The sequence below is a fragment of the Massilia sp. W12 genome (assembly GCF_037300705.1).
Taxonomy (GTDB): Bacteria; Pseudomonadota; Gammaproteobacteria; order Burkholderiales; family Burkholderiaceae_D; genus JACPVY01.
Window position 1 is genome coordinate 3,035,250 of the sequence record NZ_CP147776.1, and the last position, 25,555, is coordinate 3,060,804.

A 25,555-nucleotide genomic window follows, 5' to 3' on the forward strand; every position below is an offset into this window, starting at 1 on the left:
TTGATTCTTTGGCAGCGCCGCAAGTCCTTCAAGCGATCTTTGACTATTGTTGTTGATTTCAATCGAGTCTGACCCCATTGATTCTTGCAGACTACGCAGCCAATAACAAGCTGCCATCCGACAACAACGCCGCCAACGCTTGCGCCCGCTGCGCAGGGGTTTCCAGTGGATAGCAGAGCGTCCATCCAGCGCAGATATGGCGCAAAGTATGCCCAAGGGCATGCATTTCCACCTTGCTAAGCTCAGCCCCGCTACGCGCCAACAACAGGCGCGGGCAAGCATGGCGCAGCACAAGCAGCACGCTCCCCGGTTGCTGCCCTGCATGAAAATGACAGACCATGCCAAGCGCAGCACGCTCCAGTAAGGCAGCATACAGCTGCGCAAACTGACCGTGATGAGACACATCTTCTGTCGCCAGCACCAGTAAAAACGCCTCAGCTTGTAAAGTCTCAAGCTGCGCTTCAATCATGCGCTGGCATGTCTGCGCCGGTGCTTGCCGCACATCCAGTAAAAACCAGTGCTGCTTTTGACAGCCGGCTGACGAAGCATGCCAGCTTTCCTCGCAAAAATTATGCATCAGCCCAAGCGCCCGCCAATGCGCCCGCTCAGATGCTTGCGCAGAAAACAGCGATTGCTGCACGCCCGCCGCATGCAAAACACCAAATAAATCAACTGCGCATCGCCGCAGATGACATACCGCATCCTGCTGGCAAAGTGCGGCAAGCAAATCCGCCAAACCAGCCGGCAACACCGTCTGTCGCGCTGGCGCCTGGGTGGCGCGCACCCAGGCGCGCCATGCGTGCAAGGTATCAGTCTGAGACAAATCACACGCCATCAAAGCATTCAGCAAACGCCGCAACAACAACGGTTCCAGCACCTGGTCCGGCCATGCTCCAGCGCTGAAACACGGCGCCAGTAAATCCGGAAACGCTGCTTCCAATTGCTGTAAAGCAGACGGCAAAAAAGTCGGCTGACGCTCCCTCAGCGCATGCGAAAACATCGTGCTGACATGCCAAGCTTGACCCGCACATCGCATCACCCCCGGCGTGAAAGCTTGCAGATTACGCCATTGCTGCAAGTCGGGATGCGCGCCAAAACGCGCGGCCCGCCACTGTAACCACCCTTGCGCCAGATAATGCGACAACTGCAATGGTAAGAGCGCTTGCGCAGCGGCCTGCCAACCCACACGGCGACGCAGCGTGGCGCCCGCTTGCAACACCGCATCCGGCAAAGCAAAAAGGACAGGATCAATGCATTTCATTGCCCAGCCTCCTCCAATAAATCCTGAATCATCTGTTCATACGTCTGCCAAGCCTTGGCTTGCGCGGCGGCGCAATCCGATCTGGCCTGCGCCGCCGCCGTCAAAATCATGGCCTGACGTTCAGGCGCAGGCAGGGGCATGCACAGTGCATCCAAAGCATGTACCCGCAATTGCGCAATATCGCTTTGATATGCCTGGTGCTGCAATTGCGCCTGTGCCTGTGGCGTATTCACATACCAGCACAGATACTGCGGCAGCAAGCGCGCCGGATCGCGCACCCGCACCCGCATCAAAGGCGACACGCACACCGTCGGCATCGTCAACTGCGGCACACAGCGCATCGTCAGCCTTTGCCCGCGCCCGCGTAAAACCAGATCGCAAGCAGGATCCAATAAATTGGCATGCGGCATGTTTTTCGCCAAAACGCATGGTAAAGCCTGCCAAGCATTCTCATCATGCATATCTTGCATGCGCACCAGACAGACATTCCCCTGCGGGTGCGTAATGATGCGGCTGCGCATGGTGACGCCGCAACGCACTTCCAGGCAATCCGCCAAATTTACAATCATCGCCCCCTCCTGTGCCTTAACGAAAAGAGTCATCACCAGACCGGCTCAGCCTGCCACCCGCAAACGTGGTTTGGGGCCGCGATCCGGGCACACCAAATCATAAAAAGCCTGCGCCAACACTTCGCGTTCCGCCTTGGCATAGTCGGCCAGCATGCCAAGCGCGGGCAGCAGGCAAGCCGGCAAGGCATCAGCCCCAAGTTGCAACAGCTTGCGCATGTGCTGCGCCTCGGTTTGCAACTCGTTCAAGCTGTCGCGATACAGCGCTGTGCTGTTGCTTTGGAAATCATAGGCTTGCAACATATCGCGCCACTGCTGGCGCATGCTGCGCAAACGCTGTGCGGTTTTATACCGGTGCGCTTTGAGTTGTTCATGCACCGCGTGTTGTTGGCGCTGGCTGCTTTGCTCAATCTGCAGCAAGCGCGCCTGCAGCGCGTTGGCGTGCTGTAAATGGGTGCGCTGGCTGGCCTGGTGGCTGGCTTCAAGCAGCGCGATTTTGTCCATGGTTTGGCGCTGATGTTCGGCAAAGCGCTGCTCCCAGGCGCGCATCTGCTGCGCATGCTGCTGGCGTAAATTGGCGATTTCCTGATCGCGTATCGCCAAGGCGCGCTGGTGCGCGCTGTCCAATTGCGCCTGGTTGCTGGCCTGCTGCAGCAATTGTTGTTGCAAGAGGTCGGCGCGGTTGGCGCGGGTAATGAAGTCGTTCGCCCAGCGAAAGCAGGCGGGCGCACGATACGCGAGTAAAAACAGGCAACAGAAACCCGCCAGGTAATTGCCCGGCAATTCCCCTTGCACCAACATGGCGACCACAAAGATATTGCCAGCGACAAACAAAGCAGCAATCCGCCCATATTGCGCCCAGCCCATGTTGGGTAAATGCACAGACGCAGCGGGAAACAGGCGCCGACGGCTGAATACTTGCAGGGGCCAGGCGATGTTCGGCCAGCGGTAGGGGATATAACCGTCTTTGAGCGGAAAATAAGAAATGCGAATCAGGAAATAAATGAATAAATTATAAAAAACAATCTGGATGAGTAAATATTGATATTGCCATTTATAGAATGACGTTTCGAGCAGATAGTTCCAGTGCATGAATGTAAACCACATAACTCGGAACAGATTGTACACAATCACATCTTGCACTATAGGAACTTCTCTCCACTTTCTTAATGAAAGCAGCAAAATAATGGGGAGTATGGTATTAATTAAAAAATATGCGTTATCAGAGATAAGAATTTTATATTTCCGTATTTCTGCAAGAAATAAAAATTCCACAAACAAGAAAAGCCAAAGCACGACGCGGCCCACAATTTCAATTGAAATTTCTTCTCGGAAATTGTTTTCAGAATTATTCATTCACCCATCCTCCTCAGATAGTAAATGAAGTCTCCCCTGCGGTGTTGATTTCCTAGCACAGCATTGCAGTGTGCATTGAAACCACAGGGGCAGCGCTCCAGGTGGAGGGCTTGAAATTGTGCAGTTACATTAACGTGGCGGAGGGGGCCATCCAGTATCGAGGTCAGTTTTCCAAATGCCGGGGAACGAACCGCCAATATTACTTTCTGCGGTTGATTTGATGCTGACTGTATCAGATTCAATAGAAACAAAGCGAGGTGGTGGTGGTGGCCCCACCTCCAACCCTTCGGTACCAGAGATAAAGAGCAGCGATGCGTCAGCGCGAACTTCTGAGCTTGACATGAAGCTGTCCGCGCCTGTTGCTGCATCAGCGCCAAGTAAAGAAAGGTCACAAGGCAGCGTCGCCGCGCTTGCATCCACCAACAGTAAAAGGTCCAGCATGGCAAACTCCTGAGGGCGAGTGGCAAAGTCCTCAGTATACGCAGCACTGCAGCTGGAAAACAAGCGCCCCACTGGCGCAGCGTCGCCATTTACGCCACCTCTTGCCGCATCTTGGGCGTGCTGAGCTGAGCCACCCAGGCCGCGCGCTGCGCCGGACTGGCGTGCAACAAAGCGTGCAACACGCCATCCGCGTGGGCATCCACTTGCGCCAGTTGCTGACACAAGCCCGTTAATAATTCACGCTGTTCGTCTTGCGCCAGCCCCAACACCCAGGCCTGCATGCAAAACACCTGCAAAGCATTGCGCACTGCAGGCACGCGCAGCCAGGAATAATCGGCTTGCAGATCGTCGAGCAACTGCGCCGCCAGCAACACTTGTTGCGGCACATCCGGCAAACTGCGTTCCGGTTTGCGCAACATACTGCCTTCGCCCGTCAACAACCAATGCACATCCACGCCCAGTTTGGCCACCCGCGCAATCTGCAGCGCGCCGGGTTCGGTGCCGCGTTCATAACGTTGCCAAATCGAGCGCGAACACCCCACCCGATCCGCCATGGCCGCCTGCGACAAACCAAAAAACTCCCGCATCGCCACCATGCGTTGACAAAACGCGCTGATGCTATCCCCCGCCAAATCCCGTTTACTCATGATCTTGCTTCCCGCTGTGTTAATGTGAGGAATTGTAAGAGAAATGCAGCAAAAGTATCGCCATAAATTGCAAAAAGTGCGCGAACAGCAGCACATTTGCAACAGTTTATATGTGTGCACTCCATCCCGATCTAAGCTAAGGTCCGAGGCGCCGCGCGGCGCATGTCAGACATAACGAACGCGCTAAATTCCTCTTTCCATAATTGAAATTTCCATGAAGAAATGATGTTACAAATGTTAACATTTCTCGCGCAATAACCAGCCTTCGTGCGACGCTTCTGACTTCCCGTGCACAGTTCTGTTGCACATACTTCCGACACCTATTTGGAATCCCTATGCCAAAAGATCAGACGACGACTGAAGAAATTTATGCAAAAGCCCTGCCAAATCAGCAGGAACTGACCTTGGCGGCAAACCGCCTGTGCAAGACAGACAATCCGTATGAAGTGCGCAATCAGCTCATTTTGCAAGAGAAGAAGCGACAAATTCTCTACAAAAACGGCGTCACCCTGCCAGCCAAAGCAGAGCAACTGCAACAGGAGGCCGCACGCAAACTGCGCCACGCCCGCAAGCTTGCCGCCAACATGCACCGCGCCGATCCCAACTTACAACGCCACCCCGACGCCGACGCGCATCACATCGTAGCGGCGCAAGATGTGCGCGCCGAACTATCCCGATTGATTATGTTCAATGAAGGCGTGGGTATTAATGACTTTGCAAATGGCTGCTACACCAAACGCAAGAAAACCAGCAAAGTGCCGCATTTGCCAAATTCCTTGCCGCATGAGAATATTCATACGGATGTTTATCATTTCGCTGTATACCAACGCCTTCTTGAAATAGTTGGCACTGGGGCTGACGAATGCAGGGCTGCTTTACAGAAAATTGCAGCCAAAATTGTTGCAGGTATTTTTCCATATTGAGGCTCATATGATATACGAACTAAGATGTGCTGACTTGAATAGCTTTGCACCTTTAGTACCAAGCCCAGGTCAAAACTTATTGAATGTCAAATTATTTTTTGATGGAAAGCCTTTGCAATGGCCGATACTTCCCAAAGTGCAAAAATATTATGATAAAAAGAGGAAAATTCAAAAAGATCGGGCAGATATTGGAATTTTTATTCCTGGCTCAATCACACTTACCAATAAAGCATATATTGCTTTATCTGATTTCCTCAAGCAATTTGGCGAACTGGTTCAATTAGAGTGCGAAAATGGAGAAGCTTGGCTTTATAATGTAACTAATCTGATTGCATGTGTTGATTTCGAGAAGTCAGAAAAATCCGGGAATATAATCCGAATAGAAAATTTTTATGAAGATAATATTCCGAATACGCCCGCAATATTCAAAGATGTGCATACTGTAAGAACCAGAATCTATTTAAATGTAGAGGCAAAGATGATTTTGGAAAAACTGCAAATGGAACATTCCTTGACAGGTTTGGATATCAGGCAGGCTGGCATATCAGAATTTTACTGATTGCCATCTTTTTCTGCCTGCGTACTGGTTTCGGACCGCGAATTATGCAGCAGTGGTCCGAATCATAAGATCGAAAAGCAAAAAATTCTAAAAAATACTCTCTTCTTTGCGCAATGGCTCAGCCAGCACGGCGCCGCCGCCAGCCGCCATCCCTTGCTGCAAGTCAAACCGCCAGCGCACGCCCACGCCAGCAGCGGCCCGAAACCCGCAGGCAGCGCAGCCGCGCCCGGCCCTTTCGCCCGCCCGGCAGTGTCTGGGCCGCCAGCCACCCCGCGCGCCAACGCTAACATCCAAACCCGCCGCCGCGCCTATACCAAGCCGCCCGCCGCTGACGGCAGCGCAAAGCTTGATCGGCCAAAGCCAAGGCGGCCCCGGCGTCTGGCAAGCGGCGCCGCTGCGCGCCAAGGGTGTGGAATATCAGGAATTGGTGACCGGCGTGGAGCGTGGGGTAGAATATGCAGTTGAGCACCCTGGCGTGCCCAGCGGCAAGGTGCTGTTTGATGGGTATGATCCGGTGCGCAAGGTTTTGATCGATGCGAAGGATTGGCGGAAATACCCACCCCTTGAAGAAATTTTCTGGCATGCAAATGTCGTTGCAGATGCTCAAAAGCAATTGATTGCCGCTGGCAAAACAAAGGTCGAGTGGCTTTTTAGCACCAAAGAAGCAAAAGATGCCGTAGAAGAACTGTTGGCATCGAATGGCTTGGATTCAATTACATGCATATTTATGAAAAATTAAAATGAAGAAAATAATCCTCACTCTTTTCTGGCCTGAAGAAAAGATAAGTTTTTCAGATCATGTCGATAAAACAACATCTTTTTTGCAGAAAATATCTGCGTACAGCCCACTTTTTAACAATCTTTTTTTAGTCAATGGAGATTCAAAAAAAGAGACAACGACGCCACTTGCAAAATTAAAGGAGAAAATTGCCGAGCATGCAATTAGGTTGGATAGAAATTATACAAACTTAGATCCAAACGGAAAAATTCAGGATCAATCATATTGCAAAATGGGATTCGTAACCCATTTAACCTCAAGCCAACCTAGAAACGATGTTTCAATCATTATCACGGAAGGTGGATATGAAGAAGGATTTATCAATAACTGCGTGAGCATAACACTTTCTGAAAACTGCCTTTTGGAATTTTCTGGATCAGAGGTTAGACTAAGAAATTGGATAGTTGATCTTATACTGTTGAACATTTCCCATTGGAAAGCATGCAAAGCGAAGATTTTCAATTTCCAATTCAGCAAAATATTAAGCGGTTCCAAAGTTAGCGATATAGGTTGGATAAGTTTTTTTAAACATATCTCTTTGGAAGAAATCCCCGCCAAATCCGAGTTGCTCGGCATGGGCATCACCTGGGAAGCCGTGCCGCAGGGCGGAACCTTATTCATGCTGGATCAGGAAATGGTTTCGGCTGACAATCCTGAACACGTGGCGCGCGGCAAGTTGTTGCGGGCGCGGCTGATGGAACATGGTTGGATTGAGAATTAAGCGCCCCTGACTGCCGCGCTTGTTTGCGTTTTCTGATGGAAATTATTTATTTATAAGCATAAGTCAACACACAGCAAAGGAAATGCTACACTGCCGCACTTCCCGTGTGACAAGCGCTGTTCTGCGCATTCTTTGCCGACACCCATGCAACAAGACCCCCTTTTCGCCATCTGGCAGCGCGGCGTGCAAGCATTTTTATATGACTTGCAGCGTGTGCGCCTGCCTTCCTGGCCAGAATTACAGCGCGCCTGCCGCTTGGCCAGCGGCGACAGCGCTTTCGGCATGACGCGCGACGCCTGTGGGGCGATTGCGCGCGGGCAGCGCGTCATGCAAGCCTTGGAACAGGCCAACGCCATGTATCAGGAGCGCATGCACAACGCGCTCGGCCAGTTTCACATCGCCAGCTTGCTCCCGCTGCTGGAAAAACTGTGCAAGGAATTGGCTTTATATCTGGGCGGCGGCGCGGCTTTGGGCGCGCTGCTGGGTGGCGCTGCGGGTGCGCTTGCCGCAGGTGTAGGCGCGGCGCCCGGCGCCGCCGCCGGCGCCGTGCTGGGCACGCAAATTGGCGCCTTTCTGCTCAATCTGGTCGGCATCGCCGAGGTGGCGCAGTATCTGGTGCACACCATGCCGCAAGTGCTGCAGTCTTACAAACTTGGTTTTTGGGACGCTTGGGGGCCGATGCCGCACACAGATCGGATGGCCTTGGGAAAAGTCAGCACGCTGCGCGCCAGCCAGCACTTTGCTGAGGGGCATATGCTGTTTACCCTGGCTTTGCTGAGCGCCTTGCTGGCCTGGTTCACCCGTGGCAAAGGCGAAGCGCAAGCCATGCTGGCCAGCGTGCGCGCCGCGCCTGCGCTGGGCGAGCGCTTTGCGCAATGGCTCAGCCAACACGGCGCCGCCGCCAGCCGCCACCCATTGCTGCAAGTCAAACCACCGGTGCACGCCCACGCCAGCAGCGGCCCGAAACCCGCAGGCAGCACAGCCGCGCCCGGCCCTTTCGCCCGGCCGGCAGTGTCTGGGCCGCCAGCCAGCCCGCCACCCCGCGCGCCAGCGCCAACATCCAAACCCGCCACCGCGCCTATACCAAGCCGCCCGCCGCTGACGGCAGCGCAAAGCTTGATCGGCCAAAGCCAAGGCGGCCCCGGCGTCTGGCAAGCGGCGCCGCTGCGCGCCAAGGGTGTGGAATATCAGGAATTGGTGACCGGCGTGGAGCGTGGGGTAGAATATGCAGTTGAGCACCCTGGCGTGCCCAGCGGCAAGGTGCTGTTTGATGGGTATGATCCGGTGCGCAAGGTTTTGATCGATGCGAAGGATTGGGAGAAGTTTCCGCCTCTGGATGCTGAGTTTTGGTATGCAAAAACTCGAAACGACGCCAAAAAACAAATAGAAGCAGCAAGAGGAATGCCGATTGAATGGCATTTCAGCACGCTTTCGGCAAAAAATGCTGTGCGCGACCTGTTAAATGAATATGAAATTAAAGGCATACGTCTATTAGTAAGTGGAAAGGAATAAGAAATGAGACGTGTCATACTTGGAGCCTATTGGAATGAGTCATACATTTCTTTTGGTGAATTTGCGGCTAATATCCAGAAAATGCTAAGCGCATTAAGAGAATTTGATAATACATTTTCTCACTTTTGTCACATCGCCAAAGGAAAAGATGTAACACATCCTATTGCCGAAAATTTTTCAAACTTGATGCAAATCTTGCGAGTGTCTTCCAGTGCGGATGATAAGATTTTCACCGAAGTTGATGAGAATAACATGATCAGCGATAATGCAAAAAGCATATTTGGATTTGATGAAGCCTTTAACACTGGAAAGAAATTAAAAGATGGGGGAATTAATATTTCTTTTTCCGATGGGAATCATGGGAAATTTTTCAGAAAAAATAGCTTCCTCATTAACTTTCCAAACACAAGAAAAGCTGATGATAATACTATTCATCTCATGAAGATAAAACTAAAAAATCTGGCATTGCTAAGTATTTCTATGTGCAAACCTGATTCCTTGCGTGCAGGTGATCAGGATTTTGCCTATAAAATTTCTGAAGAGGACATCACCGCAATTAATTGGCTCACCTACCTCGCCCACCTCCCCCCCGAGCAAATCCCCGCCAAATCCGAGCTGCTGGGCATGGGAATTACCTGGGAAGCCGTACCGCAAGGCGGTACTTTATTCATGCTTGATCAGGAAATGGTTTCGGCTGACAATCCCGAGCACGTCGCACGCGGCAAATTATTGCGGGCGCGGCTGATGGAGCATGGCTGGATTGAAAACTGAGATGCAAGCGCATTCACTTTCTGGCAGTTTTAGCCCTGCCAAATCAGCAGGAACTGACCTTGGCGGCAAACCGCCTGTGCAAGACAGACAATCCGTATGAAGTGCGCAATCAGCGTAAGCGCCCAACAGCCCCATCTCCCCAGCCCATAAAAACCAGCGCATGCTATGCCCATCAAAAAGGAGGCATAGGATGCACAGCAAATCACGCAAACAACGCAGGGAAGAATGGCTCGCGCACGTAAGGGCATGGCGCTTGAGCGGGCAAACGCAAACCGCATATTCCCGTCAGCATGAAATCAATCTGCCGGTCCTGCAATATTGGATCAAACGCAGCCGCACGACAGCAGAGCACAGCGCGCCGCTAACGCTGGTCGCCACGCAAGCGCCAGCCGACGTCATGCCGGCTTCCCCCGCTGGCCATCTCACCCTCGAAAGCGGAGTGCAGCGCCTGCATATTCCGCTGCATGTCACGCCGCAATGGCTGGCCGCATTACTGCGGGAGTTGGCATGAGTTGGCCGCAGCCTGGGCAAATTTGGCTGGTGCAAGAGGCGATTGATATGCGCGCCGGCATCGACAGTCTGGCCGCCCGTATTCAACACACCTTGGGACGCACGCCCAGCGACGGCGCGGCGTATGTGTTTCGCAATCGGCGCGCAAACCGTCTCAAGGCGCTGGTGTTTGACGCCAGCGGCATTTGGCTGTGTCAACGCCGTTTGCATCAAGGCGGCTTCACCTGGCCCGAAGCTGACGCACAACTTTTTATACTCAATCCTGCGCAATGGGAATGGCTTTGCAAAGGCGTCGATTGGCGCCGTTTGAGCGCGGATCGCATCCCGGATTGGCTGTATTAAAGCGCATTTTTGCAGCCATCGCATGGGCGCTTTCTCAAGCAGGAAAACACATGAAAAAAACCGCAAAAATCATGCCGTTTGCACAGAGCAATACACCGGCAAATGCTACACTTAGCGCATGGATTTCACTGCGCAAAAACACCGCTTGCAACACGCCGAAGGCATCCCGTCCCCGCTGCGGGAAGAGCTGCTGGCGCTGCTTGAGCAAGCCGCGCACGTCGAGCAAAATGCGTCCGCATTCGCGCAACGCGCCGCGCACGCCGAGCAAAAAGTCACATTGCTCGCACAGCAAGCCGCGCACGCAGAACGGCACGCTGCGCAACTGCAACAGCACAACGAAAGACTCCAGCAAGAAGTCGCGTATTTGCGCCGCATGCGTTACGGCGTCAAGAGCGAGCGGGTGGTGGATAGCCATCAGCGCAGCTTGTTCGAGGAAGACATTGAAGCCGACCTTGAAGCTGCGCAAGTCGAGTTGGATAAACTCGCGGCTGCGTCCCGGCAAGCCAAGCCGGCCAAGCAAAGGCGTCCCGGACGCCTGCCGTTGGCGGCGCACTTGCCGCGCGAAGACGTGTTGCACGAGCCGGCCAGTTACGACTGCCCGGAATGCGGCAAAGCGATGCGCAAAATTGGTGAAGATGTCACCGAAAAATTATCGGTGCAGCCCGCTGTGTTCAGCGTCAAGCGCCACCGCTATCCGAAATACGCCTGTCACGCTTGCCAAGCCATTCATCAAGCGCCAAGTGCGCCCTCGATTATTGACGGTGGCGGCGTCGAACACGATGTGCTGGCCTGGCTGGCGGTGGCGAAATACATCGATCATCTGCCGCTGTATCGCCTGGAACAGATCGGCGCACGCCATGAGGTTGCCTTGTCGCGCACCAAGCTGGCGCAGTGGGTGGGGCGTTTGGGCGTGGCGCTGGCGCCGCTGGCTGATCGCTTGGCCGAATTGCTGCGCCAGCGGCAATGCTTGCATGCCGATGAAACGCCGGTGGCGCAATTGGCGCCGAAGACGGGTAAAACCGAGCGCGGTTATCAATGGGTGTATCGCAGCAATGATCTGGAGCCGGGGCCGCGCATTGTGGTGTACGACTATCAGCCTTCGCGGAAGGGACAGCATGCGCGCAACATGCTGGATGGTTGGCGTGGCTATCTGATGGTGGATGCGTACTCCGGCTATGATGCCTTGTTTACTGGCGGCGTGGTGGAGCTGGGCTGCATGGCGCATGCGCGACGAAAATTCTTTGATTTGCATGCGACGCAGCCAACGCCGATCACGACCGAAGCCTTATTCCGCTTTGGCCAGCTGTACGAAATTGAGCGCGAAGCCAAGGAGATGAGCATCGAAGACCGCGCGGCCTTGCGACGACGAAAGAGCATACCATTGTTGACGGAGTTCGAGGCGTGGCTCACAGAAATCGGGGCCAGGGCGTCACCGTCCTCCGGCTTGCAAAAAGCGGTCATGTACACCATCAGCCGTTGGGCTTCGCGGGTGCGTTATGCGCACAGCGGCGATTTGCCGATTGACAATAATCCGGCAGAAAACGCCTTGCGCCCGATCGCTATCGGACGTAAGAATTGGCTGTTTTACGGCACCGAGCGCGCCGGCCACCGCGCATCAAGCATTATGTCTTTACTGACAACTGCCAAACTCAATGGCCTGGAACCGTATGCCTGGCTACTGGATACCCTCAATAAATTACCCACTTGGCCTACCAGCAGACTGGATGAGTTATTGCCGCTCGCGCCACTGCCTCAAGTTTGAAGGGGGGGCGTGGGCGCGTTGGGCGGTTACCAATCAGCTCATTTTGCAAGAGAAGAAGCGACAAATTCTCTACAAAAACGGCGTCACCCTGCCAGCCAAAGCAGAACAACTGCAACAGGAGGCCGCACGCAAACTGCGCCACGCCCGCAAGCTTGCCGCCAACATGCACCGCGCCGATCCCAACTTACAACGCCACCCCGACGCCGACGCGCATCACATCGTAGCGGCGCAAGATGTGCGCGCCGAACTATCCCGATTGATTATGTTCAATGAAGGCGTGGGTATTAATGACTTTGCAAATGGCTGCTACACCAAACGCAAGAAAACCAGCAAAGTGCCGCATTTGCCAAATTCCTTGCCGCATGAGAATATTCATACGGATATCTATCATACCGCTGTGTATTTCAGATTGAGCTTTACAGTAAATAAAGGTAGCGATAGTTGCCGCGAAGTTTTAAAGGCTATTGGAAAAATGATTGTTAACGGAACTTTTTCATATTAAAAAGGAGAAAATTATGATTTATCAAATAAAGTGCGGAAATTTAAATAATTTTTCTATGTGGGTTCTAGATAATAATGCTGGCATGACAATACATGATTTTATCCTTGAAGGAAAAGCGATACAGTGGAACAAACCTCCAAGGGTAGTGCCATTTTTCGACAAAAAGCGTAAGAAGCAAAAGGATGTTGCGGATTTTGCATTTTTTCTTCACGGTGGCATTGCCTTGTCTGAAAAAGCATATGATGCAATACACGACTTTTTATTGTCATTCGGAGAATTAATTCAACTGGATACAGAAGATAAGAAAGTATGGCTGTACAACGTAACTACTCTTATTGATTGTGTTGATTATAAAAATTCTGAAAAATTTCTTGATCAAGTAATACGTGAAAAATTCTATTTTTCAAATGTACCTGATGCTCCATGTATTTTCAAAGATACTCTGACAGCAAAGTCAAGAATATATTTAAATGAGGCTGCCAAGGTGGTGGTAGAAAAAATTGTTGATAGCAATAATTTAACAGGCTGCCATATTGAGGAAGCAGGATTGTCTGATATGTATTGATGCCATTTCGCACCCACTTATATTGCCACTCCGACGCACATCACATCGTAGCGGCGCAAGATGTGCGCGCCGAACTATCCCGATTGATTATGTTCAATAAAGGCGTGGGTATTAATGACTTTGCAAATGGCTGCTACACCAAACGCAAGAAAACCAGCAAAGTGCCGCATTTGCCAAATTCCTTGCCGCATGAGAATATTCATACGGATGTTTATCACATGAATGTTTACAATTTACTCCGAACGTCCAAAAATAAAGGTCCCGACGCGGTAAGAGAAACACTTACATTAATTGCTGTGCGAATTATGAGCGGCACATTTCCTTATTGAGGTAATAATGATCTACGAATTAAAATGTGGCGATGTCAACAACTTCGCAACGATGGTTTTCTCGCGTGAAACAGAGATATTGGATGAATATCTTGATTTGAATGGAGAAAAAATTAACTGGAAGACCCCGCCTGTTATTGAAAAGTATTTTGACAAGAGAAGAAAAAAACAAAAAGAGCGAGCCGACATAGGCTTGCTTATTCCTGGTACAGTTATTCTTTCTCAAAAGGCGCATGGAGTTCTGGCTGAATATCTAGGGAACTTTGGCGAACTCATCCAGCTTGCGTGTAAAGATGGTGATGCATGGCTTTACAATGTACAAACCATTATTCAGTGCGTTGATTACGACAAGTCCGAGAAGCTGCATGGTTCTGTTATTCAAGAAGCTTTCTTTGAGGATAATATTCCAAGTAAGCCTTGCATATTCAAAGATAAGCACACAGCAAATAACAGAATTTATCTGAATCATGCTGCAAAACAAGACTTAGTGAATATTTTCCAAGATGCAAATATAACTGGCTGGGCTATTCAACCGGCTGGCCTATCAATTTTTTACTGATAGCATGCATTCTGGTCGGCATCGCCGAGGTGGCGCAGTATCTGGTGCACACCATGCCGCAAGTGCTGCAGTCTTACAAACTTGGTTTTTGGGACGCTTGGGGGCCGATGCCGCACACAGATCGGATGGCCTTGGGAAAAGTCAGCACGCTGCGCGCCAGCCAGCACTTTGCTGAGGGGCATATGCTGTTTACCCTGGCTTTGCTGAGCGCCTTGCTGGCCTGGTTCACCCGTGGCAAGGGCGAACGCTTTGCGCAATGGCTCAGCCAGCACGGCGCCGCCGCCACCGCCATCCCTTGCTGCAAGTCAAACCACCCGCGCACGCCCACGCCAGCAGCGGCCCGAAACCCGCAGGCAGCGCAGCCGCGCCCGGCCCTTTCGCCCGGCCGGCAGTGTCTGGGCCGCCAGCCAGCCCGCCACCCCGCGCGCCAGCGCCAACATCCAAACCCGCCACCGCGCCTATACCAAGCCGCCCGCCGCTGACGGCAGCGCAAAGCCTGATCGGCCAAAGCCAAGGCGGCCCCGGCGTCTGGCAAGCGGCGCCGCTGCGCGCCAAGGGTGTGGAATATCAGGAATTGGTGACCGGCGTGGAGCGTGGGGTAGAATATGCAGTTGAGCACCCTGGCGTGCCCAGCGGCAAGGTGCTGTTTGATGGGTATGATCCGGTGCGCAAGGTGTTGCTGGATGCGAAGGATTGGGAGAAGTTTCCGCCTCTGGATGCGAGCTTTTGGAACAAGAGTGTATTGGAATCAGCCGTAAAGCAAATTGCATCGGCACGTGGAACGAAAACCGAATGGCATTTCTCAACTGAACAGGCAAAGCAAGCGGTGAGCGACTTCTTACGCGAAAATGGAAAATATGAGATCAAATGCATCTTCAACCCAAAGATTTAATGAGGACATGATGAATGATCTGATGATCGGATTTTATTGGCAGTCTCGCATGCTTAGCCTTTTGGATGCGGCTCAAGCAGTACATGTGTTCCAGAAATTATTGGAGAAGCAAATACCACATGGTAACAAAATTTCTTTTCAATCTACAACTCTCGATAAACAAAGTCAAAGCGATGACTGGATCAGTGAATTCTGTACGCACACGATATCAGATCAACATAGATACTCAAGCTATGAAGCAAATGGGAAGCCAACATCACACGCAAATTCACCACTAGGATTCTCATTTCATCTTAGTAATTCAGAAAAACGTAATACTGGCCTCCACCTGATTGGGACAATCGGCGCGTATGACGAATTCACTAAAAATAGCGTAACAGTCAAGATATGCAAAGATATTTGTTCGGAAATTATAAAATCATCCCCTTTATTTCAGGTGGTCAAGAAAACACTCTTATTTGGCATAACGCATTGGAATGTTAGTTTAGGGAAAATCTTTTCACTTAAGCTATCAGATGCAATCGACGATGATAATTTTACTGCCATCGGCTGGCTCACCTATTTAGCCCACCTCCCCCCCGAGCAAATCCCCGCCAAATCCGAGTTGTTGGGCATGGGCATTACCTGGGAAGCCGTGCCGCAGGGCGGAACCTTATTCATGCTCGATCAGGAAATGGTTTCGGCTGACAACCCCGAACACGTTGCGCGCGGCAAATTATTGCGGGCGCGGCTGATGGAGCATGGCTGGATTGAAAACTGAGATGCAAGCGCATTCACTTTCTGGCAGTTTTAGCCCTGCCAAATCAGCAGGAACTGACCTTGGCGGCAAACCGCCTGTGCAAGACAGACAATCCGTATGAAGGATCAATGGGGTCAGACTGGATTGATTTCTCAACTCGCCCAGCCGGATAGCCTGAACTTCTTCATCGAGACGTTGAAATATGGACGAGGGAGAATAGCACAGCATTGGCGGAATGATTTGCGCCTGGCCGCGCAACTCGAACAGCCCAGTCCGACGCCACTGGGCAGCGCCGCCATGGCCCTGTATCAGATGCATTGCCAGACGGGGGCGGGAAAGCTGGATTTTTCCAGTGTGCTGCAACGATTTGCGCAAGCGGCTGGTAACACGGATGTGAATTGATGTGGCGCGGGGCGCCGTCTCGCTGCAAGGATGGCGCCCGGCGAAATGGCAAGCAACATTTTCCGCATCGCGCAGAGCATTACTGCTGACCTCCTGCGCGCAAAGTCGGCGCAGCAGATTGCACCATTTCAGCCTGCACCATCTCATTTTGACGCTGCCATGCCCGCCTTTGGCAGCGCCGCAAGTCCTTCAAGCGATCTTTGACTATTGTTGTTGATTTCAATCGAGTCTGACCCCATTGATTAGACCCCATTGATTTTTGTTTCAATCGAGTCTGACCCCATTGATTTTTGATTTCATTATTTTTTCCGTTTTTTGATCTGAATTTGTTTGAACAGGCGCTAATCTTCCAGTTTGATCAGGCGTCCGAAAATACTGTTGGCGCTGATCCAGCCATTGATCTTGCCCCGGTTATTGCCGATTTGAAAGCGGCCGCCTTGTATCGCTTTGATCAAATGCAGATACTCGACCCCATGCACTTTGCACAGCACGATATCATCCACGCCCAGCGCGCCAGGCTCGGCCGGGGCGACGGTGCAGAGCTGGCCGGATTTGATTTTTGGCATCATCGAATGCCCGCGCGGGCGGAAGGAAACGGTTTCGCCGCGCTTGAGTTTTTCAATATAGTGCGCCGCCCACCCCATACCCATGCCGTCCTAACCCGCAGCCGGGATTTTGCGCAGAATCTGTTGAATCTCGCCCTGGCAAACAAGGCCTAAGCGCGCATATTCTGCCGGGCTGTCGATCTGCTCCTGTTCGGCTTCCGCTTTATCCAATTCGGCTTGCAGGCGCGGCATCCAGACTTCATTGAGTTCACGCTGCAAAGCGGCCTGCCCTGTGCCGCGCTGGAAATACAGGGCTTGCTTGCCCAGGCGCGTGCTCAATAATTGGCGCATCACTTGCGCCACGCGCGGCAGGTGGCGGCGGTATGCTTCGACATGGCGCAATTCATGCGCCAGCACTTCTTTCCAGGCGCAGGAATCGGGCGTGAGTTCGCGCGCCAGATAGATGATGGCGGGCGGATAGTCCATGCGCAGTTCGAGTTGCACGCCATAGCATTCACTTTGCAGATATTCGCGCCCGCGCAAAAACATTTGTATCAGCGAATTGCCCTGCATGCGGGTGAGGCCCAGCACATGCTGCTTTTTACCGTTCTTTTCAAGCGCCTGGGCCTGCTCGCCTTGATGCATTTGCGCCAGGGTGCGTATGTCGGCCTGGTGGGAGATCTGATATTGCAAGGGTTGCTCGAAGATGCGCACCTCATGGCTGATGCGCTTGCATTCTTCTTCAAAGCTGGCCGCACAAACCGGCCCTGCGTAGCAAATGGCGCCGGCGAATAAGAGCGCGACAAGGCCGCGCTCACCAGATGAAGGCAGTGATTTTTTGCAGATCGCCGATTTTACGGATGGGCGCCACATAGTGCATACGCTTTTCGCGTCCTGTGTTTTCATGCAGCACCAAGGTCACATTGGCTGTGATAATCGGCGCTTTGCGGTTGATATCATTGAAATGATAACCGGCATTGCCCAAATTGCCCCAATAATTCAAATACACCTGATACAAGCCGCGCTTAGGCGCTGTGGTGGAAAACATTTCCGGCCCGGCCCCATCGACAGAATCCAAATCCATGCCGCCGCCGCCCTCAAGCTGTGGCCGCGCCCAGAAGGCGTGCTGGCCATCCGGGGTGATCACATGTAAATCAATTTCGGCCTGCGGTTCATCCCAATCCAATATGATGCGTATGGCGGCTTGCTGGCGGTTGGCCTTGGCTTCATAAAACTGCATGCGGTAAGTCTGCTGTTTGCTGCGGATCTCAATACTGTTGGAGCCGGCGCCAAAGGCATAGGGCCGCACAAAGCGCCCATCTTTATCGGTATACAGCGGCATCGGATTGCCATTGATCACAATCAGCGGTGTGCGTCCCTGCCGCCCAAGCTCTTGCAAGCGGCCCTGAATCAGGGTGCGCCCATCCTGGCGCCCGCGATCAATCGGCGAATACGGGTAAGCGTAGCCGCTGCCCTGCCGATCCGCCTGCGCCTCTTCATAGCGCCAGCCGCCAGCCGGGTTGTCCAGCGCCACGCCGCTCTGCGCCAAGACGGCGCTGCTATACAACAAGCACAGGCAGGCAAGCGTTTTCATATGGCGTCAGAAATAAAATGATTTCACCAGCACCAAGTCGCCCGGTTTGCGCAAGGGCACGCGGAAATTTTGCTGCTTTTCATTCACTGTGTTTTCATGCGTCACCAGGCTGATGCTGGCGCTGGTGAGTTCGCCCTTGTCTTTGCCGGCGCCCCAGTAATACACAAATACATGGTACAGGCCGCGCGGCGGGGTAGGATTGGCGTAGATTTCCGGGCCAAAGCCGGTGGTCACGTCCACATCCAAGGCGCCGCCATTGGCGGCTGTGCGGCCAGCCCAGAATACATGCTGGCCATCGGGCGAGACCACATGCAAATCCAGATCATTGTCGCCGGTATCCCAGGACATCACCACGCGCAAACGGGCTTGCAATTTATTCTCGCGTCCGTCGTAAAACTGCACCCGGCTGCGCTTGCCGCCATCGCGCACTTCGATGCTGTTAGAACCGCGTCCGAATGCATACGGGCGGCTGAAGGCGCCGTCATCGCCCACCAGCAAGGGCATGGCCACGCCATTCACCACCAGGGTGGCCGGTTTGCCCTGTTTTTTCCATTGCGCGATGCGGCCTTTGATCAAATGGCGCGCGGCGTTTCCGCTGCTGTTCACGCTGGATGCCGGGTACTGCACTTGCTGGGCAAAACCGCTATCGTTTTCCTGATGAAAACGCCAGCCGCCAGCCGGCGCTTCTATTTCCAGCGCCCATGCTGAGAATGTGGCGAAGCCAAGACCAAGGCCGATTCCGGCTGACAGCGCGAGGCGCGATTGCTTTTTCATATCACAGTCCTTCCACCAATTCACGCGCCTTGTGTTCCAGCCAGGCTTCATCCACCCCGCGCGGGTGGCGCTTGAAAGCCAGATGCAAGTATTCATGCGCAATATTCAATTTATCTTCCAATCCCTGGCCGCTGCGCACATACATGCGCATGCTGCGCTGATCGGAATACGGGTTGCCATAATCCAGCAGACAGATGTGCGGCGCCGCCGGCAAATCCTCAAAACCTGTCTCAGTTTGCAAACGGCTGCGCCAGCGCGGCAGCTTTTGCGCCAGCCAGGCTTCGCTTTGGCTTAAGCGCTCGCAGGCTTTGGCGCCGTGCACGCTGGCCAGTTGCGCTTGCGGCCAGACGTGCCGCAGAATGCGGGTGAAATCCCAGCCGGCGCGCGCCTGTTGCTGCGCCAGCCGCCAGGACATCACGCCGGGGCGTGCGGCATCCAGGTGATATTGCACCGCTGCGCCGTCGAGCAATAAGCCATCGGTAAACCAGGCCGCCTGCAAGGCCGCATGAGCCGGACGCGCCGCCAAGACGCGCTGATGGCGGGTGTCGTCGGCGATGCTGCGGCAGCCGCCATGAAACTGGCCGTTTTGCCACAAATAACTGCGCGCCGCCACCGCCAGCGCATAGGCGGCGGCAGCCTGTCCCGCTTGCGCGCCCTGCCCTTCGCGCTCGACCACACGGGCGACATAATCGTTCAAGGCCATGCGTCCATGAATTTGCCAGCGTCCCTGTTTTTGCAGCAAGTGCAGCGGCGACTCAAGCCGGATTTGCAATTGCTTGCCATGTTCAAAATGCAGTTGGTATTCGCCCTGCAGCGGGCCGCTGGCGGCCGCTCTCCAGGCGCCGTCTTTGCGCTGCAGCACCTGGCGCAAGGGATAGCGTTTGTAAAAATGCACGTCCACGCATTCTTCCCCTTTGTAGGAAGCGCTGTGACGGATCTCAGGCAGGCGCATCGCCTGCTGCCAGACTTGGGTAAAGGCTGCGCTGTAGGCTGGCAAAAAATGCTGGCTGCTGCCAGGGCCGCCCAGCCAAAACAGGCTGCCATCGGGCAAAAAACCCATCGCCCCGCTGATGCGCCGGTGTTTGTCTTGCGGATCGCGCCAGGTCCAGGTTTTCAGGCGCGGCGCGCTGCCGCTGACTGGCAGCAATTCGCGCGCGGTGCCGTGCAGGCTGACGTCGAGCAAGCCCTGGCGCAAATCATCGCGCCAGGCGGGCGGCAATTTGGCCATCAGGCGTAACAATTCCTCTGGGGAGATGTTGAGCGCGGCTTGCTGAAGACCGCGTTTGGCGGGCAGCGTCAAGAGCCAGTGCGGCGCATCGGCAAGCGCCTGCTGCCAGAATTGGCGCCAGTCTTGCGCTGTGATTTGCCAGCGCGCCGGCTCAAAATACAAGCCGCAGGAACGCGCCAGAGCGGCCTGCCTTTGTATGCTTTGTCCGCTTTCACAGCAATAGGCTTCCTGCTCCAGGTCGCGGCCCTGGCATTGGTAGGGATTTTCAGCGATTTTTTGCTGCTGCAAATAGAGATAGCTGAAAATTTTCCATAAGCTGCCCAGCGGCGCTTGTCGCCAATAGTCTTGTGTCGCCGGCCCCGCTTCACGCGCCTCCTGTTTGCGCAATTCCCAGTAACTTTGCGCGCCATCGGGGCTTTGCATGATGAGCAAGGCCGGCGGCGCAGCAAGGCGGGCGGATGGCGCGGCGGCCACGGGTTTTGCGCAGGCTGGGTTGCAAACCCAGCCGACAGCGGCGGCAAACATCAAGCATTGGAGCGGGCGAAAATATGCGCCATAAGCCGCATGCGTGGCCGATGGCGCCGGACGCCGGGTTTGCCCTTGCTCAACCCAGCCTGCGATTTGTGACCGGGGCGCGAAACGCGGCCAAGGCATGCGCTGTATGTTCTTCAATCTCAACATCGCCCCGGCCCGCCTTATTGCACGTCCATCTTGTCCCAGGCCACGGCGGCCTCATAGGCTTTCTTTTCCGGCTGATACATGCGCCAGGCGCGCGCTGGCGGCAGGCGGTATTTACCCGGCTGCGAAAAGCGCAGTAAATGGCGGCGCACTTCGCGTCCCTGCAATTGCTCAAACGGCAGTGCGTAGCCGGCGGCCAGCACCTGATGGCGGGCGCGCTCCAAGCCTTGTAATTCATTTTCCTTGCGCACATTAATGCCCCAGGTCGAGCTTTCCACCGCCGCCCCCGGCGGCAGCGGAATTTCGGCTAACACATGTTGATGCGCGCTGCCCGATTCAAGCTCGATTTCATCCAAATACAGCTCATTGGTTTTGAGCACTGTACCCGGTTTGAGCAAGACCAGACGGAAACTGGCCCCTTCCGATGAGGGCGGCGGCGGCGCGCTGGCGGCCTGTTTGCCTGTCTTTTCCTGGCCTGGCTTGGGCGCTTCCACCTTGCTTTTATCGGATTCCAGACGATAGATGCGGCGCGTGAATTTGAGCGGCAAACCGCTCGCTTCGGCGGCGCTGGAATCGTATTGCACCTGCGCCACCAAACCGGCTTTGGCGCCCTCTATCTTCAGCTGCGCCGGCAGGCTTTGTCCCTCCGGCAGGCTGTAGTAGGTATGCCCCAGATTGCTGGTCTTGGCTTGCCATGGCGCGCCCAGTTTGGCGGCGGCGCCAGACTCGCTCAGCTTATTGCCCATGCTTTGCTGCAGCCACACCAGGCTGATGGCGCGGTCAATCGTCGGGCTTTGCACACTGCTGGCGGCCAGCAATTTTTCCGCCGCATCCGGCCCGGCCTGGCGCAGCCAGACCAATAAAGCCTGGCTTAAAGGCAGATTGGCTTTGCGCAGCAACTCGCTTTGTTCCGCGCCAAAGCTGGCCGCCGGCGTGACTTTGGACAATATGCCCAGCGCCAGCGCTCGTTGCAGCGCGCCCTCGCCCTGTCCCATCAGCAAACTGTCTTGCGCAGAAGCTTGCGCGGGGCCGGCTTTGGCTTGCAAGGATTTCGCCAGATTCGCCGCCACGCCCTCTACCGGCAAGCCGATTTCCTTCATCATCCACAGCATCAAGGCCTGTTGCTGCAGCGGCGCTTTGACGCCGTGCTCGGCGTACAGCTTGGGCAGATTGCTGAAGTGGCCTTCTGGCAGATTCAATTTCAAGACCTGGGCCGCGCGCCAATCGGCGTAATAGGCGTAAGTGGTGACAAAGGGGTCAGCCTCGCCCTGCCCGCCCCACCAGCTGAAGACCGCATTCGGCCCGGCCATTTGCGCTAAGCGCAGGCGCTGGGTGTGCAGGATTTGCTGTAAGCGCGGGGCGATTTTCGCGTGTTGCGGCGCGGCCGATTGCAAGGCCAGGGTCAGCGGAATCAAGCGGCTGGCGGTTTGCTCGACACAGCCATATGGATATTCGATCAGATTCTCCATCACGCGCGCAAACTGGTCTTGCGCATTGCTGGCGAAAAACACGCTGACATTCGCCGCATCCGGCGGCAAGCTCAGCGCAACTTCCCCCGCGTCTGCGCTGAGGCTGACCGCACGCGGACTGCGCCAAGCCTGCGGCAAGAGTTTGAAGCCGGTTTGGAACAGATCCACGCTTTGTCCGTTTTGCAGCAGGCGCATGGTGAGCGGCTGACTGCGATTGATGCTGGCCAGCTCGACGCTGTGGAAATTGATGCCGGGCTTCAAATTCACGCTTTGCTTTTTCTCAAAGCCGGCGCCATTGATGTGCAAATCGAGTTTTTGCTCTTGCCGGGTCTGGTTAAAGAGCGCCAGTGCGGCTTGCGGCGCATCGCCCTGGCGCATCCAATCCGGGCTGGTCCATTTCACGTAAAACGCTTTATCTGAACGCAGCCAGCTTGATTTCTGTCCCACCACCCCGGCCTCATTCATGGCGCGCGCGGTGATGCGCCAGCGCGTGAGCGAATCCGGCATGGTGAAGCTGACGGCGGCGCGGCCATTGGCATCGGTTTTCAGATTGCCATCCCAGAAGGCGGTGTCCACCTCGTCGCGGCGCGGACGCTCCAGCACTTTGACATTGCGCTCATTGACTTCGCTGCGGCGCGGGACTTCGCCGTTTTTACTGATCGCCAGATCGTAGGTGACGAAGTTCAAGCTGACGCTGGTGCGCACATTGTTGCGGCGCGGATGATAGAAAAAGTCAAAGATATCCGGCGCGATTTCCGGCTGCAGCACGTAAATCATTTCATCCACCACGCCCAGCGAGAGATTGGCGGCGACCTGTTTGCCGGCTACGCTGGTTTGCACTTCCAGCGTCACCTTTTCACCCGGTTGATAGACTTCCTTGGCGTAGCGCAGCGCGATATCAACTTTGGGAATCGCCACGCGCAAGCCGGCGTTTTCAAATAAAAACTGGCCGTTTTTGACATACGCCACGGAGAAGGTCATATTCGGTCCGTATTCCGCTTTCACCGGAATATGCGCGCGGTATTGGCGCGCGCCGATTTTTTGCATGCGCACCCAGGCTTCGCCCTGCGCCATCAGCGCCACCGCTTCCACTTTATCGCGCTCCATCGTCAAGAGCGCCTGACTGACTTCTTCCGGGAAGGTGATCAAGGCTTGCGCGGTTTCACCGGGTTGGAAGTGATCTTTATTGAATACAATTTCCAGCGTGCCGGGCGAGGCCTGCATGCCATCGCCCGCCACCCAGTGCGTGGTGGCGCCGAGCACATTGCCCTCTTCATCGAGTGCGCTGACGGTGTAAGAACCGCTTTGCGCGAAGGCGATGTCAAATTGCGCGCCGTTAATCCTGCCTTCGGTTTTTTCGCGGTTTTCCAGCTTAATCGCCTGCCAGCGCTGCGGTTTGCCGCCATTGGCTTGCTGTGCGCCCTGGGCCTGCAGCGTGAAACGCACGTTTTGCTGCGGTTGGCTGATTTGCTCGGAGGCGCGCATTTGGTAAGCGTTGGCGGCGCGCTCGATCAGAATTTCGCGTGACAGTTTGACGCGATACGCCGCGCCATCGCTGGCGAAGGCGGTGATGATATAGCGGCTGGGTTCCTTGGCCGGCGGCAGATCCAGCTCGACCATGCCCTTGCTATCGCTTTCATATTCCTCTGCTTTGAGCTTGAGCGGAAATTGGCCGGAATAGGTCAAATCGCCTTCCACCATGGTCAGCTGCTGAGCGCGCAAGCTGAGTTGCACTTTGGCGTTGGCCACCGGCTTGCCGTCGGGATAGCGCAATTGCAATTTGGCGCGCACCGCCTGCCCGGTTTTATAGCCGTTTTTTTCCGCCAGCAAATTGATCTCAAAATGCGGTTTTTGATATTGCGCCACGCGAAACGCGGCCAAATACAGCTGGTCTTGATAGCGCATGCGCAATTCATAGCCGCCCACCGCCGCGTTATCCGGCAGGCGTAAGCTGCTGTCCACGCCATCGCTGGACGAGAGTTGCAATTTCTGGCTGGCCACCGGCATGCCATTCGGGTCTATCACTTGCAATTCCAAGGCGCCGGCAGTGGCGGCTTTGGATTGCATGGCTTGCAAAAACTGGCGCGCAAAGACTTTCACAAACACCGTGTCGCCGGGACGGTACAAGGGACGGTCGGTGGTGGCGTACACCTTGGTGTCGTAAATTTCGCTGTCGTAATAAAAGTTTTCTGAGATAAACACGCCGCCTTGCGCATCTTGCCCGAAGACATAGGTTTTTTCCGGGTTGTCGCGCTGCAGATCAGCCACCCCGCGCGCATCGGTCACCCCGCTTTGCAAGACGCCGGCCCCGTCTGTCCAGACAATTTGCGTGCCCGGCACAGCGGCCCCGCTGCTGCGGCGCACGCTCCACACCAGCATTTGCCGCGCCGCGCTCTTGGTCACGGCAATCGAGTCTGACACAAACAGCAAGGTGACGGCGCGATGGCTGCCGGCCATGCCTTCCACCACATACAGACCCGGTGCGCGCTTGCCCAGCGGGATCATGATATTGCCATTGCCGGCGGCCAGATTGCTGTTGCTGCCTTCGAGCTTCAAGTCTTTGGGCGGGGCAATCGTTTTGGCGTTATGCACCGGATAGCGGAAGCTGTCTTGCAGTTCGAGGCCGGGTATCGGTTTGAATTGATTCGGGTGGCTGAATTGGCTGGCGCCGCCATAGTTTTTCGGCGTTTGCAGGCGCGGCTCTTCCTTGGTGACTTGTTTGCGGCTGTCAGCTGAAAACAGGCTCTGCCAGGCCATGCGCGATTTTTTAAACCAGCTGTCCCACAAATAAGTGCTGGCATTGCCCAAGCCCTCGCTGCCCGGATTCGGCTGCACATCAATGCGGTGCAGATTTTTTTGCGCTTTCAAAAATTCCAGCGGCTTGGGCACGCGGTAGATGCGCAGATCCAGCCCGCCATAATTTTCCAGCGGATACATGTCTGTGGTTTCAAAGCGCACCAAGGCGTTTTCACTGCTGCCATAACTGGCGTCAGTCAAAAGAAAAAACGGGCCGCCGTTGGCCGGGTTGTAATAACTTGGCTCCAGGGTTTTGGGGGCGGCTTGCAGCACTGAGCTGCAGCACAGCAAAAACAGCAGGAAAATTTGAGTCAGACGCTTGATGTTCATCATC

At 54.5% G+C, this 25,555-nt stretch carries 29 protein-coding genes; 18 read left to right on the plus strand and 11 right to left on the minus strand.

The features are described from left to right. Positions 1–91: 91 nt before the first annotated feature. From V8J88_RS12070 to V8J88_RS12090, 5 genes are all read right to left on the minus strand, one after another. Entirely contained in the window at positions 92–1,261 is a 1,170-nt protein-coding gene (locus V8J88_RS12070; protein WP_338849786.1) for a hypothetical protein, read from the minus strand. Continuing rightward, positions 1,258–1,830 (minus strand): hypothetical protein, encoded by a 573-nt coding sequence (locus tag V8J88_RS12075; protein WP_338849787.1) that lies wholly within the window; start codon positions 1,828–1,830, stop codon positions 1,258–1,260. Before V8J88_RS12075 ends, V8J88_RS12070 begins: the two co-directional genes overlap by 4 nt. A 45-nt stretch (positions 1,831–1,875) precedes the next feature. Continuing rightward, positions 1,876–2,919, minus strand: a complete 1,044-nt coding sequence (locus V8J88_RS12080) for a hypothetical protein (RefSeq protein ID WP_338849788.1) — start codon at positions 2,917–2,919, stop codon at positions 1,876–1,878. A gap of 393 nt (positions 2,920–3,312) precedes the next feature. Further along, positions 3,313–3,624, minus strand: coding sequence for a hypothetical protein (locus V8J88_RS12085; protein ID WP_338849789.1), 312 nt, complete (start codon positions 3,622–3,624; stop codon positions 3,313–3,315). 89 nt (positions 3,625–3,713) lie between these two features. After that, positions 3,714–4,271, minus strand: coding sequence for a helix-turn-helix transcriptional regulator (locus V8J88_RS12090; protein ID WP_338849791.1), 558 nt, complete (start codon positions 4,269–4,271; stop codon positions 3,714–3,716). Between the two features lie 335 nt (positions 4,272–4,606). Between V8J88_RS12090 and V8J88_RS12095 the strand changes: the two genes are divergently transcribed. The 18 genes from V8J88_RS12095 (at position 4,607) to V8J88_RS12180 (ending at position 16,341) form a co-directional block, all read left to right on the plus strand. Continuing rightward, complete coding sequence (locus V8J88_RS12095; protein ID WP_338849792.1) at positions 4,607–5,194, plus strand: AHH domain-containing protein; 588 nt, start codon at positions 4,607–4,609, stop codon at positions 5,192–5,194. A 7-nt stretch (positions 5,195–5,201) separates the two neighbouring features. Next, complete coding sequence (locus V8J88_RS12100) at positions 5,202–5,753, plus strand: hypothetical protein (protein ID WP_338849793.1); 552 nt, start codon at positions 5,202–5,204, stop codon at positions 5,751–5,753. A 346-nt stretch (positions 5,754–6,099) separates the two neighbouring features. Continuing rightward, complete coding sequence (locus V8J88_RS12105) at positions 6,100–6,492, plus strand: Tox-REase-5 domain-containing protein (RefSeq protein ID WP_338849794.1); 393 nt, start codon at positions 6,100–6,102, stop codon at positions 6,490–6,492. Between the two features lies 1 nt (position 6,493). After that, a complete protein-coding gene (locus tag V8J88_RS12110; protein WP_338849795.1) occupies positions 6,494–7,252 on the plus strand; it encodes an Imm52 family immunity protein in 759 nt (252 codons plus the stop codon). A gap of 144 nt (positions 7,253–7,396) precedes the next feature. Further along, positions 7,397–8,764: a DUF6861 domain-containing protein gene (locus V8J88_RS12115; RefSeq protein ID WP_338849796.1), complete on the plus strand. Its 1,368-nt coding sequence runs from the start codon at positions 7,397–7,399 to the stop codon at positions 8,762–8,764. A gap of 3 nt (positions 8,765–8,767) precedes the next feature. After that, a complete protein-coding gene (locus tag V8J88_RS12120; protein WP_338849797.1) occupies positions 8,768–9,535 on the plus strand; it encodes an Imm52 family immunity protein in 768 nt (255 codons plus the stop codon). A gap of 190 nt (positions 9,536–9,725) precedes the next feature. Beyond that, positions 9,726–10,046 carry a hypothetical protein gene (locus V8J88_RS12125; RefSeq protein ID WP_338845586.1) on the plus strand — a complete coding sequence of 107 codons (321 nt, stop codon included), beginning with the start codon at positions 9,726–9,728 and terminating at the stop codon, positions 10,044–10,046. Next, a complete protein-coding gene (gene tnpB, locus V8J88_RS12130; protein ID WP_338845587.1) occupies positions 10,043–10,387 on the plus strand; it encodes an IS66 family insertion sequence element accessory protein TnpB in 345 nt (114 codons plus the stop codon). The genes V8J88_RS12125 and tnpB overlap by 4 nt, the downstream gene beginning before the upstream one ends. 118 nt (positions 10,388–10,505) lie before the next feature. Further along, complete coding sequence (locus V8J88_RS12135; RefSeq protein WP_338845588.1) at positions 10,506–12,149, plus strand: IS66 family transposase; 1,644 nt, start codon at positions 10,506–10,508, stop codon at positions 12,147–12,149. Next, complete coding sequence (locus tag V8J88_RS12140) at positions 12,112–12,651, plus strand: AHH domain-containing protein (RefSeq protein WP_338849799.1); 540 nt, start codon at positions 12,112–12,114, stop codon at positions 12,649–12,651. The genes V8J88_RS12135 and V8J88_RS12140 overlap by 38 nt, the downstream gene beginning before the upstream one ends. 13 nt (positions 12,652–12,664) lie before the next feature. Further along, the gene (locus V8J88_RS12145) at positions 12,665–13,216 is read left to right on the plus strand and encodes a DUF1629 domain-containing protein (protein ID WP_338849800.1); all 552 of its coding nucleotides are present in this window, start codon (positions 12,665–12,667) and stop codon (positions 13,214–13,216) included. Then, positions 13,216–13,545, plus strand: a complete 330-nt coding sequence (locus V8J88_RS12150; protein WP_338849801.1) for an AHH domain-containing protein — start codon at positions 13,216–13,218, stop codon at positions 13,543–13,545. Before V8J88_RS12145 ends, V8J88_RS12150 begins: the two co-directional genes overlap by 1 nt. Positions 13,546–13,552: 7 nt before the next feature. Beyond that, positions 13,553–14,104, plus strand: coding sequence for a hypothetical protein (locus V8J88_RS12155; RefSeq protein ID WP_338849803.1), 552 nt, complete (start codon positions 13,553–13,555; stop codon positions 14,102–14,104). 20 nt (positions 14,105–14,124) lie between these two features. Continuing rightward, positions 14,125–14,586 carry a DUF6861 domain-containing protein gene (locus V8J88_RS12160; protein ID WP_338849878.1) on the plus strand — a complete coding sequence of 154 codons (462 nt, stop codon included), beginning with the start codon at positions 14,125–14,127 and terminating at the stop codon, positions 14,584–14,586. A 77-nt stretch (positions 14,587–14,663) separates the two neighbouring features. Then, positions 14,664–14,996, plus strand: a complete 333-nt coding sequence (locus V8J88_RS12165; RefSeq protein ID WP_338849804.1) for a Tox-REase-5 domain-containing protein — start codon at positions 14,664–14,666, stop codon at positions 14,994–14,996. 7 nt (positions 14,997–15,003) lie between these two features. Next, complete coding sequence (locus V8J88_RS12170; RefSeq protein WP_338849806.1) at positions 15,004–15,756, plus strand: Imm52 family immunity protein; 753 nt, start codon at positions 15,004–15,006, stop codon at positions 15,754–15,756. A 96-nt stretch (positions 15,757–15,852) separates the two neighbouring features. Further along, on the plus strand, positions 15,853–16,137 hold the full coding sequence (locus V8J88_RS12175; protein ID WP_338849807.1) for a hypothetical protein: 285 nt from the start codon (positions 15,853–15,855) through the stop codon (positions 16,135–16,137). Between the two features lie 45 nt (positions 16,138–16,182). Continuing rightward, positions 16,183–16,341 (plus strand): hypothetical protein, encoded by a 159-nt coding sequence (locus V8J88_RS12180; RefSeq protein ID WP_338849808.1) that lies wholly within the window; start codon positions 16,183–16,185, stop codon positions 16,339–16,341. 137 nt (positions 16,342–16,478) lie between these two features. Here the strand turns inward: V8J88_RS12180 and V8J88_RS12185 are convergent, their stop codons facing one another. The 6 genes from V8J88_RS12185 to V8J88_RS12210 all read right to left on the minus strand — a co-directional run bounded on the left by V8J88_RS12185 (position 16,479) and on the right by V8J88_RS12210 (position 25,554). After that, on the minus strand, positions 16,479–16,787 hold the full coding sequence (locus V8J88_RS12185) for a hypothetical protein (RefSeq protein ID WP_338849809.1): 309 nt from the start codon (positions 16,785–16,787) through the stop codon (positions 16,479–16,481). Positions 16,788–16,793: 6 nt separating this feature from the next. Continuing rightward, positions 16,794–17,555 carry a hypothetical protein gene (locus V8J88_RS12190; protein WP_338849998.1) on the minus strand — a complete coding sequence of 254 codons (762 nt, stop codon included), beginning with the start codon at positions 17,553–17,555 and terminating at the stop codon, positions 16,794–16,796. Beyond that, the gene (locus V8J88_RS12195) at positions 17,497–18,276 is read right to left on the minus strand and encodes a DUF2135 domain-containing protein (protein ID WP_338849810.1); all 780 of its coding nucleotides are present in this window, start codon (positions 18,274–18,276) and stop codon (positions 17,497–17,499) included. Before V8J88_RS12195 ends, V8J88_RS12190 begins: the two co-directional genes overlap by 59 nt. Before the next feature lie 6 nt (positions 18,277–18,282). Beyond that, positions 18,283–19,050, minus strand: a complete 768-nt coding sequence (locus V8J88_RS12200) for a DUF2135 domain-containing protein (RefSeq protein WP_338849811.1) — start codon at positions 19,048–19,050, stop codon at positions 18,283–18,285. Position 19,051: 1 nt separating this feature from the next. After that, the gene (locus V8J88_RS12205; RefSeq protein ID WP_338849813.1) at positions 19,052–20,752 is read right to left on the minus strand and encodes a DUF2300 domain-containing protein; all 1,701 of its coding nucleotides are present in this window, start codon (positions 20,750–20,752) and stop codon (positions 19,052–19,054) included. A gap of 221 nt (positions 20,753–20,973) precedes the next feature. Beyond that, entirely contained in the window at positions 20,974–25,554 is a 4,581-nt protein-coding gene (locus V8J88_RS12210) for an alpha-2-macroglobulin (protein ID WP_338849814.1), read from the minus strand. Position 25,555: the final 1 nt, after the last annotated feature.

Excerpts from the sequence above, each read along its gene's own strand:
- V8J88_RS12070 (WP_338849786.1), bottom strand. The coding sequence starts at position 1,261 with ATGAAATGCATTGATCCTGTCCTTTTTGCTTTGCCGGATGCGGTGTTG.
- V8J88_RS12075 (WP_338849787.1), bottom strand. The coding sequence starts at position 1,830 with ATGATTGTAAATTTGGCGGATTGCCTGGAAGTGCGTTGCGGCGTCACC.
- V8J88_RS12080 (WP_338849788.1), bottom strand. The coding sequence starts at position 2,919 with ATGCACTGGAACTATCTGCTCGAAACGTCATTCTATAAATGGCAATAT.
- V8J88_RS12085 (WP_338849789.1), bottom strand. The coding sequence starts at position 3,624 with ATGCTGGACCTTTTACTGTTGGTGGATGCAAGCGCGGCGACGCTGCCT.
- V8J88_RS12090 (WP_338849791.1), bottom strand. The coding sequence starts at position 4,271 with ATGAGTAAACGGGATTTGGCGGGGGATAGCATCAGCGCGTTTTGTCAA.
- V8J88_RS12095 (WP_338849792.1), top strand. The coding sequence starts at position 4,607 with ATGCCAAAAGATCAGACGACGACTGAAGAAATTTATGCAAAAGCCCTG.
- V8J88_RS12100 (WP_338849793.1), top strand. The coding sequence starts at position 5,202 with ATGATATACGAACTAAGATGTGCTGACTTGAATAGCTTTGCACCTTTA.
- V8J88_RS12110 (WP_338849795.1), top strand. The coding sequence starts at position 6,494 with ATGAAGAAAATAATCCTCACTCTTTTCTGGCCTGAAGAAAAGATAAGT.
- V8J88_RS12115 (WP_338849796.1), top strand. The coding sequence starts at position 7,397 with ATGCAACAAGACCCCCTTTTCGCCATCTGGCAGCGCGGCGTGCAAGCA.
- V8J88_RS12120 (WP_338849797.1), top strand. The coding sequence starts at position 8,768 with ATGAGACGTGTCATACTTGGAGCCTATTGGAATGAGTCATACATTTCT.
- V8J88_RS12125 (WP_338845586.1), top strand. The coding sequence starts at position 9,726 with ATGCACAGCAAATCACGCAAACAACGCAGGGAAGAATGGCTCGCGCAC.
- tnpB (WP_338845587.1), top strand. The coding sequence starts at position 10,043 with ATGAGTTGGCCGCAGCCTGGGCAAATTTGGCTGGTGCAAGAGGCGATT.
- V8J88_RS12135 (WP_338845588.1), top strand. The coding sequence starts at position 10,506 with ATGGATTTCACTGCGCAAAAACACCGCTTGCAACACGCCGAAGGCATC.
- V8J88_RS12140 (WP_338849799.1), top strand. The coding sequence starts at position 12,112 with ATGAGTTATTGCCGCTCGCGCCACTGCCTCAAGTTTGAAGGGGGGGCG.
- V8J88_RS12145 (WP_338849800.1), top strand. The coding sequence starts at position 12,665 with ATGATTTATCAAATAAAGTGCGGAAATTTAAATAATTTTTCTATGTGG.
- V8J88_RS12150 (WP_338849801.1), top strand. The coding sequence starts at position 13,216 with ATGCCATTTCGCACCCACTTATATTGCCACTCCGACGCACATCACATC.
- V8J88_RS12155 (WP_338849803.1), top strand. The coding sequence starts at position 13,553 with ATGATCTACGAATTAAAATGTGGCGATGTCAACAACTTCGCAACGATG.
- V8J88_RS12170 (WP_338849806.1), top strand. The coding sequence starts at position 15,004 with ATGATGAATGATCTGATGATCGGATTTTATTGGCAGTCTCGCATGCTT.
- V8J88_RS12175 (WP_338849807.1), top strand. The coding sequence starts at position 15,853 with ATGAAGGATCAATGGGGTCAGACTGGATTGATTTCTCAACTCGCCCAG.
- V8J88_RS12180 (WP_338849808.1), top strand. The coding sequence starts at position 16,183 with ATGGCAAGCAACATTTTCCGCATCGCGCAGAGCATTACTGCTGACCTC.
- V8J88_RS12185 (WP_338849809.1), bottom strand. The coding sequence starts at position 16,787 with ATGGGTATGGGGTGGGCGGCGCACTATATTGAAAAACTCAAGCGCGGC.
- V8J88_RS12190 (WP_338849998.1), bottom strand. The coding sequence starts at position 17,555 with ATGTGGCGCCCATCCGTAAAATCGGCGATCTGCAAAAAATCACTGCCT.
- V8J88_RS12195 (WP_338849810.1), bottom strand. The coding sequence starts at position 18,276 with ATGAAAACGCTTGCCTGCCTGTGCTTGTTGTATAGCAGCGCCGTCTTG.
- V8J88_RS12200 (WP_338849811.1), bottom strand. The coding sequence starts at position 19,050 with ATGAAAAAGCAATCGCGCCTCGCGCTGTCAGCCGGAATCGGCCTTGGT.
- V8J88_RS12210 (WP_338849814.1), bottom strand. The coding sequence starts at position 25,554 with ATGATGAACATCAAGCGTCTGACTCAAATTTTCCTGCTGTTTTTGCTG.